This is a genomic window from Kribbella sancticallisti (assembly GCF_039530625.1).
Lineage (GTDB): Bacteria > Actinomycetota > Actinomycetes > Propionibacteriales > Kribbellaceae > Kribbella > Kribbella sancticallisti.
Genome location: NZ_BAAAOS010000018.1, coordinates 285,645 through 299,580 on the forward strand (window position 1 = coordinate 285,645; position 13,936 = coordinate 299,580).

The 13,936-nt window shown below is 68.8% G+C and carries 8 protein-coding genes; 5 read left to right on the forward strand and 3 right to left on the reverse strand.

What is annotated here, in order from left to right:
* Positions 1–220: 220 nt before the first annotated feature.
* On the reverse strand, positions 221–1,180 hold the full coding sequence (locus ABD255_RS11680; protein WP_344212839.1) for a sigma-70 family RNA polymerase sigma factor: 960 nt from the start codon (positions 1,178–1,180) through the stop codon (positions 221–223).
* 381 nt (positions 1,181–1,561) lie between these two features.
* The gene (locus tag ABD255_RS11685; protein WP_344212841.1) at positions 1,562–3,637 is read right to left on the reverse strand and encodes a S9 family peptidase; all 2,076 of its coding nucleotides are present in this window, start codon (positions 3,635–3,637) and stop codon (positions 1,562–1,564) included.
* Between the two features lie 143 nt (positions 3,638–3,780).
* Between ABD255_RS11685 and ABD255_RS11690 the strand changes: the two genes are divergently transcribed.
* From ABD255_RS11690 to ABD255_RS11700, 3 genes are read left to right on the forward strand one after another with little or no spacing between them, the layout of a single operon-like run.
* Positions 3,781–5,628 (forward strand): patatin-like phospholipase domain-containing protein, encoded by a 1,848-nt coding sequence (locus ABD255_RS11690; RefSeq protein ID WP_344212843.1) that lies wholly within the window; start codon positions 3,781–3,783, stop codon positions 5,626–5,628.
* Positions 5,625–7,751: an AAA family ATPase gene (locus tag ABD255_RS11695; RefSeq protein ID WP_344212845.1), complete on the forward strand. Its 2,127-nt coding sequence runs from the start codon at positions 5,625–5,627 to the stop codon at positions 7,749–7,751. Before ABD255_RS11690 ends, ABD255_RS11695 begins: the two co-directional genes overlap by 4 nt.
* A complete protein-coding gene (locus ABD255_RS11700) occupies positions 7,748–8,578 on the forward strand; it encodes a hypothetical protein (protein ID WP_344212847.1) in 831 nt (276 codons plus the stop codon). Before ABD255_RS11695 ends, ABD255_RS11700 begins: the two co-directional genes overlap by 4 nt.
* A 53-nt stretch (positions 8,579–8,631) precedes the next feature.
* Here ABD255_RS11700 and ABD255_RS11705 read toward each other — a convergent pair whose 3' ends face one another.
* Entirely contained in the window at positions 8,632–11,874 is a 3,243-nt protein-coding gene (locus ABD255_RS11705) for a BTAD domain-containing putative transcriptional regulator (protein ID WP_344212849.1), read from the reverse strand.
* A gap of 335 nt (positions 11,875–12,209) precedes the next feature.
* Between ABD255_RS11705 and ABD255_RS11710 the strand changes: the two genes are divergently transcribed.
* On the forward strand, positions 12,210–13,001 hold the full coding sequence (locus ABD255_RS11710) for a hypothetical protein (protein ID WP_344212851.1): 792 nt from the start codon (positions 12,210–12,212) through the stop codon (positions 12,999–13,001).
* Positions 13,002–13,034: 33 nt separating this feature from the next.
* Positions 13,035–13,910 (forward strand): hypothetical protein, encoded by an 876-nt coding sequence (locus ABD255_RS11715; RefSeq protein ID WP_344212853.1) that lies wholly within the window; start codon positions 13,035–13,037, stop codon positions 13,908–13,910.
* The last annotated feature ends 26 nt before the right edge of the window (positions 13,911–13,936 follow it).

Here is a 13,936-nt window from a genome sequence, read left to right on the forward strand (position 1 = left end):
GTGGGGTGGGCTGACTGGCTTCGGCTAAGGCCGGCCGGTTGGTGTCAGCTGCAGCCGACCGGCGACCGTCCCGTTCCGTTCCGAGTACAAGTAGCCCCCCAAGCCGAACCACCGGCGGGGGGACGAGTGGACCCCCGGCCGGGAGGCCGGCTCGGGGGTACAAGCGGACCCCCGGCCGGGAGGGCGGCTCGGGGGTCCTGGGGGTTTCGGTAGAGGCGGGTCAGGCAGCCAGGGTCGGATCTGCCAGCAGGCGGAGGCGGCCCAGCGCCTCGCGCTCGATCTGGCGGACTCGTTCCGCGGAGATGCCGTGGACCGCGCCGATGTCGGCGAGCTTGGCCTGGCGGCCGTCGTGCAGGCCGTAGCGGCGCCGGATCACATCGGCCGAGCGCGGGTCGAGCTGGTCGACCAGGCTGAACAGGCCCGAGCGGTCCGAGGCGTCGGCGACCAACTGGTCGGGCCCGGGCGCGGTCTCGGCCGCGATCAGGTCGCCCAGCGAGGTCTCACCCTCGTCATCGATCGGGTTGTCCAGGCTGATGTGGTCCCGGCCGATCCGGATCAGGTCGGTGACCCGCTCCACGTCCAGGTCCAGCTCCGCCGCGATCTCGTCGATCTCCGGCTCGCGCCCGAGCTTGCGCTCCAGCGTGCGCCGCGCCGACCCGATCTGGTTCAGCTGCTCCACCACGTGCACCGGCAGCCGGACCACCCGGGCCTGCTGCGCGATACCGCGGGTGATGGCCTGCCGCACCCACCAGGTCGCGTACGTCGAGAACTTGAATCCCTTGCGGTAGTCGAACTTCTCCACCGCGCGGATCAGGCCCGTGTTGCCTTCCTGGACCAGGTCCAGGAGCGGCATCTGGGACCGTCCGTAGCGGCGGGCGATCGATACCACCAGCCGGAGGTTGGCGGTCACGAACCGCTGCTGCGCGCGCTGGCCCTCTTCGGCCAGCCACTCCAGCTCTTCCTCCGTCGCATATTTGGGCGCTCCGCCCTTCTTGCGTCCAACCCGCCCCTCGGCCAGCAGTTGCTCCGCGAGGAGACCTGCCTCGACCGTCTCAGCGAGCTCGACTTCTTCTTCCGCGGTCAGCAAAGGAGTGCGAGCGATCTCTTCAAGGTAGAGACCGACGCTGTCCTTACCGTCGATTCCGTCGTCCGTTGAACGGACACGAGCCGTGCGAGCCACCGAAACTCCCTTCGTCGTTACATGGAGAGCAACGCTCGAGTGAGGTTCAAGATTCCACGATGAGTGTGTAAACAGCCTGAACGTTCCCTGAGATTTCCCGGCATCGCCGACTGGCCGAAACCTCGCCGGATTCCCGCTCCCAGGACCGCTTGTGCGCGCTGCGGGCACGCTCCGCGCACAATCGGCTTGAAGTACAGGGATTTCCGGCCCGGAAAGGCCTCTGAAACATTTCTCAGCTTTCCTGCCGCACACCCGGGAAGCATCGATATCACCGCCTCGAATGTGTTGCAGGACACACATCTGTCGCTCTCCTGAGTGACAACGCTCCGGTTGCCCGCAGCCTTCCCCGGCAAACCCGGAGAAGTTATGCGGACCGGCGGCTCAGGCCAGCCCGAGGGTGTCCAGTTCCCAGGCGAGGGTGAAGGCGATCTCGCGCCAGGCGTCGTACCGGCCGGAGCGGCCGCCGTGGCCGGCCTCCATCTCGGTCTTGAGCAGTACGTCGACCTCGCCGCTCGCGGTGGCGCGCAGCTTCGCCACCCACTTGGCCGGCTCCACGTAGAAGACACGGGTGTCGTTGAGGCTGGTGATCGCCAGGATCCGCGGGTACTGCTGGGCCGTGACGTTCTCGTACGGCGAGTAGGACTTCATGTACCGGTAGACCTCGGGGTCCTCCAACGGGTTGCCCCACTCCTCCCACTCGATCACCGTCAGCGGCAGCGACGGGTCCAGGATCGTGGTCAGCGCGTCCACGAACGGCACCTCGGCGACGATCCCGCCGAACGCCTGCGGAGCCAGGTTCGCCACCGCGCCCATCAGCAGCCCGCCCGCGCTGCCACCCTGCGCGACGATCCGCTCCGGCCGGGTCCAGCCGTCCTTGACCAGGTGCTCGGCGGCCGCGACGAAGTCGGTGAAGGTGTTCCGCTTGGTCAGCATCTTGCCGTCGTCGTACCAGTGCCGGCCGAGCTCGCCGCCGCCGCGCACGTGCGCGATCGCGAACACCACGCCCCGGTCGAGCAGCGACAGCCGGGCGATCGAGAACCACGGGTCCATCGACGACTCGTACGAGCCGTAGCCGTAGAGCACGATCGGAGCGTTCCCGTCCTTCGCGACGTCCTTGCGCGCGACCATCGAGATCGGCACCTGGGTGCCGTCCGGCGCGGTCGCCCACTCCCGGTACTGCGTATAGGCGCCGAGGTCGACCCCGCCGAGTACGGGCTGCTGCTTGAGCAGGCGGCGCTCACCCGTCGCCACGTCCACGTCGTACGTCGAACCGGGGGTAACGAGCGAGTTGTAGCCGAACCGGTAGCGGTTGTCGTGCCACTCGTCGTTCCGGCCAGGGGAGACGGTGTAGATCGGCTCGTCGAAGGGCAGCGTCTCGGGCGCCCCGAACGAGCCGTCCCGCTGCCGGCGCATGATCGCGAGTTCGGTGAGCGCGTCGCGGCGGCGGTAGAGGATCATGTGCTCGGCGAACGCGTCGACGCCCAGCAGCCGGCTCGACTCGTCACCCTCGATCAGCGTGGTCCACTCGCCGGGGGCGTCCAGGGGTGCCGTGGACAGCGAGAAGTTCTTCGCGTCCGCGTTGTGCACGATCAGCAACTGGTCGCCCGCGTGCTCGACGTCGTACTCGATCCCCTCGCGCCGGGGGACCACCACGACGGGCTCACCGGTCGGGTCGTTCGCGTCGAGCAGCCACGCCTCGCTGGTCAGCTTGCTGCCGAGGGAGATCTGGATGGCCTGCTCGTTGCGGGTCAGGTCGACGCCGACCCAGAACCGCTCGTCGGGCTCCTCCATCACCAGCACGTCGTCGGACGAGCCGAGGGTGTGCCGCCAGACCTGGTACGGCCGCCAGGCGTCGTCGACCTTGGTGTAGAAGATGGTCGAGCCGTCCGCGGACCAGGCCGAGCCGTAGTGCACGCCGGGCAGCTCGTCCGGCAGCAGGTCGCCCGTGTTCAGGTCCTTGATCCGCAGCGTGAACCGCTCGTCGCCGGTCAGGTCGACCGAGTACGCCAGCAGCCGGCCGTCCGAGGAGACGTCGACCGTGCCGAGGGAGAAGAACTCGGAGTCGCCGGCCACCTCGTTGCCGTCCAGCATCACCTCTTCGCCGGGGATCTCGCCGTCGGTGGCGGGCGGCTCGTCGCCGTCCACCTTCACCCGGCAGCTGATCCCGTACTGCTTGCCCTCCACCGTGCGGGTGTAGTACCAGTACCCGCCGCGCCGGGCCGGCACGCTCAGGTCGGTCTGCAGGGTCCGGTCCGAGATCTCGGAGAAGATTGCCTCGCGCAACGATTCCAGGTGGGCCGTCCGGGCCTCGGTGTAGCTGTTCTCGGCCCGCAGGTAGTCGAGCACCTCGTCGTTCGTCTTGTCCCGCAACCACTCGTAGTCGTCGACGAAGACGTCTCCGTGGTGGCTGCGTTCGATCGGCTTGCGGGTGGCGACAGGGGGATTCAACTCGGACATGCCGTGAGACTACCCGGGGCCCGCGGCCGGCGTACGTCGTACTCCGGGGCCGGCTGAGCTGTTGACCGGCGGGTGCCCCAGGAGGACGCTGAAAACTGGGGCTAGGGGGTTTCGGAATGACCGGACCGGGGGGTTCTGGTCAGGTGGCGCACGACCGTGTGCTGCCTGACTGCGACGTGATCATGAAGGGCGGGATCAGCAGCGGGATCGTCTACCCGCGGGCTGTCTGCCGTCTGGCCGAGCGGTACCGGCTGCGCCGCCTCGGCGGAGCGTCGGCCGGGGCGATCGCGGCGGTGCTCGCCGCGGCGGCCGAGCACGGCCGGGGGAGCGGGGGATTCGACAAGCTGAACCGGATTCCCGACGAGCTCGGCTCCACGCTGGCCGACCTGTTCCAGCCGTCGGCGGCGACCAAACCGACCTTCACGGTGCTGACGGCGTGGCTCGAGCCCGGCTGGTCGGTACGCCGGAAAGGACGGAGGGTCTGGGGACTCATCGTCCGCGAGACCGCCGGGATCTTCGCGGGGACGCTCGCGCTCCTGCTGCTGCCCGCGATCATCATCACGCTGATCAGTCGCGGCCGGCCCTCAGGCCTGGGGGACTGGCTGGGGACGGCGATCAGTGGCCTGGTCTGGCTTCCGCTGGCGCTGATCCTCGCCACCGCGGTGTCTGTGGTCGTCTTCGGCCGCCGCGCCCTGGCCGCGTTGGAGAAGAACGGCTACGGCCTCTGTGATGGCCACAGCAGGGATCCGAAGGTCGGCAAGCCGCCGCTGACCGACTGGCTGACCGACAAGATCGATGAGATCGCTGCCCGGCCCACAGACGGCCCACCACTGACGCTCGGCGATCTGTGGGGTCAGCGCGCGGTCGAGTTGGAGCAGGCGATCGTCGCGAAAGGCGCCGGCCGGGTACTGCCGGAGGAACGCCTGGCAGCTCGTGAGGCGCGGCTTCTCGAGCTCGAGGTGATGACGACCAACCTGACCTTGCGCCGGCCGTACCGGTTCCCCTTCACGGACCGGATCTTCTACTTCTGCCAGGACCGGCTGCGCGACTACTTCCCCGACCGGGTGGTCGAGCAGCTCGTCAAGCGGTCCACCGCGGCCGAGGACCGGATCGACAGTCGCGAGGGTGTCGAGGTCACCATCTCGATGCGGTGTCCTTGCCACCAGCAACCGGTTCGGCGGCTACCGGAGGCGTGGGATCTCCCCGTCGTGGTCGCGGCGAGGATCAGCCTGAGCTTTCCGGGACTGATCAGCGCCGTGCCGCTGTTCTGCGTGGACTGGTCCCGGGCATTCGGCAAGCGCGGCCTGGTCGAGGTGTGGTTCTCCGACGGCGGCATCTCGAGCAACTTCCCGATGCACTTCTTCGACAGCCTGTGGCCGGCCCGGCCGACCTTCGGGATCAATCTCAGTCCGCCGCACCCCGATCTGCCGGGGCTGGTCTGGCGGGCGTCCCGGGCCGCCAGCGGCGTACTGCCACCGGTGCAGCCGGTCACCTCGATGACGTCGTTCCTGACCGCGATCGTGCGCACGATGCAGAACTGGATGGACACCACGCAGCTCACCCTGCCCGGCTTCCGGGACCGGGTCGCGGTCGTCCGGCAGAAGGACGGTGAGGGCGGGATGAACCTCAAGATGGAGCCCGAGGTGATCAAGGAACTGGCCGATCGCGGCGCGGAGGCGGCGGCGCTGTTCGACGACTTCGACTTCGACGATCACCGGTGGACCCGGTACCGGGTGGCGATGTCCGAGATCGACGAGGTACTGACCGGGATGAACGCCAGGTATGCCGACGGGTACGAGGCGTTTCTGAAGGAGCACGGCCCCGCGACCGGCAGGTACAAGATCGGCGGCGCGGCGCGGACCGCGGCGGAGCTCGCGCTGACGGACCTGCTGATGCGGCAGGCCAAGTCCTCGGCCGCCCAGGACCATCCCGCCGGCGCCGGCGACGTCCCTCACCCGCGGCCGGCCGTCCGTCTGGTGCCGCGCCAATGATCCGCCGCGACCGCCTGAGCCCGCCACCGGCCGTACTCGCCGACCAACGCCTGCGCGCTCTCGGCCAGCTGCGGAATTACCACCTGAGCAAACACATCCAGAGCCGCTACCCCCTGGAGCCCGATCTGGTCCAGCATCCGATGGTCGCCGCGGCGTTGGCCGAGTTGTTCAGTGGCAAGTGCGCGTACTGCGAATCCCCGACGCCCGAGCCGTTCGTCGAATGGCACCGGCCGCCACAGGAGGCCATGGACCTCGACCGGAAGGTGGCTCGCGACCACTACTGGTGGCTGGCCTACGACTGGGAGAACCTCTACCCGATCTGCTCGTATTGCCGCAGCAACAAGAGCACTTGGTTCCCGGTGCTGGGCAGACGCGCCGAGCCGGAGGTTCGCGGGCCCGAGTTGCTCCTCGAGCGAGCGCTGCTCGTGGATCCATGTGTCGACGAGCCAGAGCACTTGTTCCTGTACTCCGAGACCGGCGACATCCTCGGCACTGATGAGCGCGGCACGACCACCATCAACATCCTCGAACTCAACCGAGGCGACCTGGTCAGGGGCAGGCAGGACGCGGCGCGCGAGGTCCTCGCCGCGCTGGAGCCGTTCGGCCTGCCCAAGGGTTCTACCTCGATCGCCGTCGAGCTCAGACGCCTGGTTGCTGACGACCAGCCGTACGCCGGTATCCGCCGCTGGGCGTTACGCAAGCACTTCCTCGACCGTGGTTCCGGTTTGGAGACCCTGCGTCACTACGGGCTCGACGACCCGATCGCGCTGGACTTGGTGGGCGGTGTGGTGGCCAGCCATGAACCCACCGACTATCCGAGTGAGCCGGTGACCTCCTCCGGCGACGAGCAGTTGGACACGGTCCGGCTGGAGCGGATCGACATCCGGAACTTCCGGGCGATCGAGCACGTGGTGCTGGATTTCCGGGCGGCGTTGCCGGACCGGGAGCCGTGGTTGTTGCTGCTGGGGGAGAACGGTGTCGGCAAGAGCAGTCTGCTCAGGGCGGTCGCTCTCGCGATGGCCGGCGAGGAGGAACGAGTACGCCGGGAGCCGGACGCCGGTGAGGTCGTCCGTCGGGGATCACGTGCGGGCGAGGTCCGGCTGGGCTTCTCCGACGGCCGCGAGGTCGTGCTCAGGTTCCGCCAAGGGCAGGCGACCTTCGATCTCCAGGGCGATGTCCCTGCCCTGATGGTCCTGGGGTACGGCCCGACGCGGCTTCCTCCGCCGAAAGGAACTGATCGGCAGCCCACCCGGCGGGTGGACGTGGACAACCTGTTCGATCCGTGGTCGCCGCTCAGCGACGCGGAGGCCTGGCTGGCGGATGTCGCCCAGGTCCCCTCGGACCAGTTCAACCTGCACGCCACCGACCTGAAGACGTTGCTGCCGATGGAGGTCGAGGACCGGCTGCTCCGGCGAAGCGGCCGGCTTTACGCGACGTCGTACGGCGAACGGGCGCCGCTCGCGGAACTGAGCGACGGCTACCGCTCGGTGATCGCGTTGGCAGCCGACCTGATCCTGCACCTGGCGTCGTACTGGCAGAGCATGGCGACAGCCGAGGGCCTGCTGCTGATCGACGAGCTCGAGGTCCACCTGCATCCCCAGTGGCGGATGACGATCGTCTCGCTGCTGCGCCGGGTCTTCCCGCGGCTTCGCGTGATCGCCACTACCCACGATCCGCTGAGCCTGCAGCAGACGGAGCCGGGGGAGGTGGTTCTGCTTCGGCGTACCGGCCGGACCGGGGTCGAGGCGGTTCCGCGCGACGTACCGAAGGGATTGCGGGCCGACCAGTTGCTGACGGGCGACTGGTTCGGGCTCACGACCACCACGGACGCGGAGACGGCCGCATTGGTCGACGAGCACAGCAAGATCCTGCTCGAACGTCCGTCAGCGTCCAAGCAACGCAGGCGGGCCGATCTGGAGGAGCAGTTGCGGGGCCGGCTGGGCCAGTTCGCCGAGACCTCCGTCGAGCGCCTCGCCCAGGACGTCGCCGCCCAGATCATCCGGGAGGAGGCGGTCGAGCTCGGTGAGGCCGGGCCGGCAGAGCGTGCCCGCATCAAGAACAGCGTCGCCCAGGCGGTCCGCCGACGGACCGTCGGGCAGAGGGCTGGGGAGGAAGAGTCATGATGCTGTACCGGCGGCCACCGTGTCCGTCCCAGTTCGGGACCAAGGTGGCCGAAGAGGCCGCGCGGATCAGGGCCGCGGTCGAGCGTGGTGAGAAGCCCGAGATCAGCAAGGGCCTCTGGCAGGACTTCAAGGACGCCTTCAGCCTGGCCCAGCGAGGCAGATGCGGGTACTGCGAGCTGCCGGTGATCGCCGGCCAGCACGGTGACGTCGAGCACTTCGCGCCGAAGAACGAGGTCCGTGAGTTCGTCGACTGGGAGGCCGAGCGCGGCCAGGAGCTGGCCGACCTGGCGAAGCTGTCCGGCCGCAATCCCTCCAAGCGCTGGGAGCTCGGCTACTGGTGGCTGGCCTACGACTGGAACAACTACCTGCTGGCCTGTCAGATCTGCAACGCGGCCTGGAAGGGCAACCTCTACCCGGTGAAACAGCCGCCGGCCCGCGCGACGCCGTCGGAGACCGCGAAGGAGATTCCGCTGCTGCTGAATCCCTTCGGGAAAAGGGATCCGACCCGGCACCTGCGCTTCACCATCGACGGGTCGATCGAGCCGTACAAGAGCAGCGTCTTCGGCCTGGAGACGATCCGGACTTGTGGTCTCGGTCGGCTCGGACTGATCCAAGAGCGATCCCATGCCGCCAACTCGGCCTACGGATCGGTGAACGAGGCACGGCAGGAGCTGGCGAACGGAGTCAAGCCCGAAGACAGCCGCGGATTCAAGGACCTACACCGCAGCGGCCAACTCGGCGCGGCCTTCCCCGGCATGGTCCGAGCCATCATCCGGCAGGAACTGGACGTCACCTGGTCCCAACTCGACAAGCTGTTCGGGCCCTGACAGCGTTACGAGGGCAGCTGTGTCACCGGCCAGGCGGCATCACACCGGCGGAATCAGCCGCCCTCGGCGACTCGGAGTACGGCTGAGGCCTTCTGTTCGAGCAGGTTGAAGCCGCAGGATCCGGCGATCGAGAGGGCCTGCTTGGCAGCGTGGTTCGCCGAGGTCGGGTCACCGTCCGCGAGCCGGGCGGTAGCGAGACCGACCAGCGCTCGTGTCTCGACGAACGGGTAGGTGTCGCCGGCGATCGCCAGACTGTCCTCGAACCACTGGGCGGCCGCGGTTGCGTCGCCGAGCGCGAGGTGGGCATGGGCCACGGTGGCCGCGGTCTGCGCGGTCGCCTTCCTGTCCCGCACCGTGTTCGCCAACTCGTGCGCGGTCGTCGCGACCTGCAGCGCGGTGACGGCGTCTCCCCGCTGCCTGTGCAGCCTGCTCCACTCGTCCAACGTCGACAGTTCGCCGCGAAGGTTGGAGCCCTTTCGATACGCCGCGAGCACCTCGGTGAGCAGTTCGGCGGCTCGCGTCTCCTCACCACGCTGACGAAGCGCGCTGGCCAGATTGCCGCGGTTGGCCAGCGCCGACGTCTCCCTGCCGGTCGCCTCGTTGATGTCCAGAGCCGCGCTGAGCAGGTCGGTGGCCTCCTCGAGTTCGCCTTGGCACAGCCTCATCACTCCGAGCCCGTTGAGCGCGACCGCTCGTACGTGACCCCAGTGGTCGTGCTCGGTCAGCTCCAGCGCACGATCGAGCCACTTGTTCGCGTCGGCGAGCCTGCCTTGCTCGAGGTGAAGCCACCCGATGTGGTGGGACAGGTACGCCACGGCCGTCGTCCATCCCGTGGCGACCGCGAGCTGTTCGCCGGCCAGACAGTCGGACAGCGCCTCCCCGTCGCGGGCGACCGACCAGAGCGCCTGGCCACGGCTGATCAGCATCGCGGTCCGTGCGATGTCATCGCCGGCCTTGGTGGCCGCGGCAAGCCCTGCCTCCGCCGCGGCCAGCCAGCCGTCGACATGCCGCCGGAGCAGGAAGTAGCCACGGAGTTGGTCGGTGATCCGCCAGGACAGGGCCGGGTCGCCGGAGCCGGCCGAGTTGTTGACCACGGCAAGCAACGCCGGTACTTCGGCATCCAGCCAGGCGAGCGCGTCGGTCTCGGTGGCGAAGAACGCCTCCCGATCCGGATGTTCACCGAGCCGTACGAGCTGGGGGTAGGCCCACTCCATCGCTGCCGTCACGGCGTCGGCGTACCAGTCGTACAGCCGGGTGCGCGCGGTGTCCGCCTCGGCATCGTCGTTCAGCAGCCTGCGAGCGTAGAGCCCGATCAAGTCGTGGAATCGGTAGCGATCCGGCGCGTACTGCATCAGCATGTTCGCCTCGAGGAGATCCTCCAGCAGTCGATCGGCCTCGGCCGGCGGCACCGCGAGCAGAACGCCGGTGGCGTCGACGCCGAAGTCGTCTCCGGGATGAACGCTGCACAGCCGGAAGGCGCGTTGGGCCGGCGCGCTCAGGTCGGCGTAGCTGAGCTGAAAGCTGTTGAGCACGCTCGACTCGCGGGTCGACAGCTCGGTGAGTCTGTGGTTCTCGTCGCGCAGTCGGCGGGTCAGATCGTCGATCGTCCACGCCTGCCGGGTGGTCAGCCGCGCACTCGCGATGCGCAGCGCCAGCGGCAGCCCCGTGCACGCCTCGGCGAGCGCACTCGCGGCGCCGGGATCGGCGTCGACCCGATGCGCTCCCGCCGTCGCGGCGATGAGGGTGATCGAGTCCTCCGGATCGAGCGGTTCGAGGTCGACCACGGTCGCACCGGCGAGACCGTGCAGCCGGCGCCGGCTGGTCACGATCACGTCGCTGCCGCCCGCACCTGGCAGTAGCGGCTGGATCTGGTCCGCGTCGAGAGCGTTGTCCAGCAGGATCAGCATCCGCCGGTCGGCCAGCTCGCTGCGCAGCAACGCCGCCGCCTCGGTCTCGTCGGTCCCGACCTCCCTGCTCGGTACGCCGAGTGCGCGCAGGAACCGGCCGAGTACCTGCATCGGTTCCGGCACGGTCGCGGTCGCGCCGCGCAGATCGGCGTAGAGCTGGCCGTCCGGGTACTGCTCGCGCAGCCGGTGCGCTGCGGCCAGCGCGAGGGCGGTTTTGCCGACCCCTGCGATGCCGGCGATCAGGACGATCCGAGCCGAGGCAACCCCCGACTCCTGACCCCGCCGGGAGAGCGCTGCCTCGATCCTTGCCAGCTCACCGCCCCGGCCGACGAAGTCCGACGGTGCTGCCGGCGCCTGCTGGATCGCGGTCCGCCCCGTCGCCAGCCGGACGCCGCGCCGATCCTGCTGCCGCAGTACGGCGAGGTGGGCCGACCGCAGTGCCTCGCCAGGGTCGATGCCTAGCTGGTCCGCGAGTCCCCGCCGGATCCGGTCGTACGCCGCGAGCGCCTCCGCCTGACGGTTGCTCGCGGCAAGGGTCAGGATCAGCTCGACATGCAGCGGCTCGTCCAGCTCGTGCCGATGCGCGAGCGCCCGCAACGGCTTCAGCGCCTGCTCCGGCTTGCCGAGGTCGCGAGCGAGCGTGGCGAACCTCTGGACGGTGGTGACGTACTCCGCGACCATCGCGGTGTAGAGCGGGCTCGACGCCACTCGCTCCGCGTCGATCTGACCACGCCACAACGCGATCGCTTCGGCGAGCCGGGCCGATGCCCTTTCCGGTACGTCGTACGCCGCCCGCGCGGTGAGGTCTCGGAACGCCAGCAGGTCAAGCTGATCAGTGCCGACCACGAGCCGGTACCCGTTCTGGCCGCCGACGAGCACACTGCCGCTGTTCGCGTCGGTCTCCAGTAGCCGCCGCAACCTGGCGACGTGGGTGTGCAGCAGGCTCTGCGCGGGCTGGGTTTGGGCCGGCCCCCACAGAAGCTCGATAAGTTCGTCCTGGCCAACGACCGCACCTGCTCCGAGCGCGAGCCGCGCGAGCAGCGTGCGTTGCCGGTCGGAGCCGATGGCGACCTGGACCTCGCCGTGCCAGACCTCGATCGGGCCGAGCACCCGGATCCGCAGGCGACCGCCGCCGACCGCGGGCGCGTCGACGCGAGCCGCGTAACGGGGCCCGGCGGCAGCACGCAGATCCGCGCCGTCCGGCTCGGTCAACCCGAGTGCGGTGACGATCGCTTGGACCGAGCCCTTCTTCGGGCTTCTCGTCCTGCCCTGCTCCAGATCGCGGATCGCCCCCGGGCTCACGCCGGCCCGGTCGGCGAGTTGCCGTTGTGTCATCCCGATCCGCTGCCGATGGGCGCGAAGCAGTCCGCCGAAGGTGGTCTCCGTCATCCGCACCTGCACGGGGGCGGGCAGACCATCGGCCCGCGATGTCGAGGCACCGGGCGATGCTACTGGCTCGAAGTGTCACTGCTCGGCCACGGTGAGTGCCGAGGCCGGGCGGTACGGGCGCAGTACGGGCAGAGCGGCGCCAGTGACCATTCCTACCCTGGGCGCCGCCAGCGCCCCAACAGCCGATCGACGACGTCCATGGTGACTGGTTCGTCTCTCGGCTGCCGCTGATCCAGAAGGGATCCTCCGCATTGCGCAAAACCATCGTGTCCGTCGCAGCACTTGCTCTCGCCGCGACAGGCGTCATCGTTGTGACCTCATCGTCCGGAGCAGCCGTGGGAGACGTCCCCGCGGAGTGCTACGCCGGTACGACGGCCTACCGCTCCGACGGGCAACGACTCTTGTACCGGTACGACGACTCGAAGCCCAGCGTCGAAGCGATCCAGGGCGACAAGCTGCCCTGGATTCCGACGGCGCAGCAGGTCACCAGCGAGGCCGGCAGCGACACCAGCCTCACCCAGAGCGGGCTCGCCACGCACCCGACTGACGGCTACCTCTACGGCCAGTCGCGCGGGGCGATCCTGACCGACGGTGTCTGGAAGATGAGCAGGAACACCGCCACCCGGATCGCGGCGGGCTTCGGCAACACCCGGATCATCGCGTGGAACCGCCCCTACCTCTATCGCGTCACCGGCAACTCGCTCTACCGCTACACCATGAGCACCGTCAGCAGTGTGCCGACGAACAAGGTGAAGCTCCCCGGTACGCGGTGGGACACGGTCAACACGCTGATCTTCGAGCGCACCGGGGGAACCGGCGCGGCGGCGGTCGACGTGCTGCTCGGCACCAAGGCCAACGGCGAACTCAAGGAATGGCGGGTCAACCGCGCCACTCCGACGAGCGGCATCGCCTCGACGGTACTGCGAGCGTCCGGCTGGTCCTCCATCACCAGCCTCACCACCGGCTACTGCGAGGACCACCCCAACGGCAGGCCACTGCTCGCGATCAACGCCGCCGGCGCCGCCTCGGTCCACTTCGACGCCAACGCGAAGGATCGCAGCGGCACCGACATCAAGGGCGGCTCTCTCGGCTCCCTCGGCTGGACCGCCAAAGCCTACGGCCAGTAATTCCACGTTCGAACTCCCAAAGGATCAAAGACCTTGCGTAAAACCATCGTGTCCGTCGCAGCACTTGCTCTCGCCGCGACCGGCGTCGTCGTTGTGACCTCGTCCTCCGGAGCGGCCGTGGGAGACGTCCCCGCGGACTGCAGCGCCTTCACCTCGGCGTACCGCACCGACGGGCAACGCCTCTCGTACCAATTCAAGTCCTCGAAGCCCAGCGTCTCGTCGTACCCGGGCGACAAGCTGGCCTGGATTCCGACAGCGCACCAGCAGATGGGCGGGTCAGGTAGTACCGATAGCTTCAGCAGCACCGAGTTCGCCACGCACCCGACTGACGGCTACCTCTACCTCCTGTCGCGGCAGGGCGTGCGAACGGACGGCGTCTGGAAGATGACCAAGAACACCGCCACCCGGCTCAAGACAGGCTTCGGCAACACCCGGATCCTCGCGTACGGCTACCCCTACCTCTACCGCGTGACCGGCACGTCGCTTTACCGCTACACGGTGAACGCCTCCACCGGCATGCCGTCGGCAGCGGTGAAGCTGCCCGGTACGCGCTGGGACACGGTCAACACGCTGATCTACGAGCGCACTGGGGGGACCGGCGCTGCGGCGGTCGATGTTCTGCTCGGCACCAAGACCAACGGTGAGCTCAAGGAATGGCGGGTCAACCGCGCCACTCCGACGAGCAGCATCGGCTCGACGGTACTGCGGACGGTCGGCTGGGCTTCCTTCAGCAGCCTGAGCACCGGCTACTGCCAGAACCATCCCAACGGCAGGCCGCTGCTCGCGATCACCGCGGCGGGCGCCGCCTCGATTCACTTCGACGCCAACGCGAAGGACTGGAACGGCACCGACATCAAGGGCGGCTCTCTCGGTTCCCTCGGCTGGACCGCGAAGGCCTACGGTCAGTAACCGAGACGCCGCCAGGCAGGTCATGA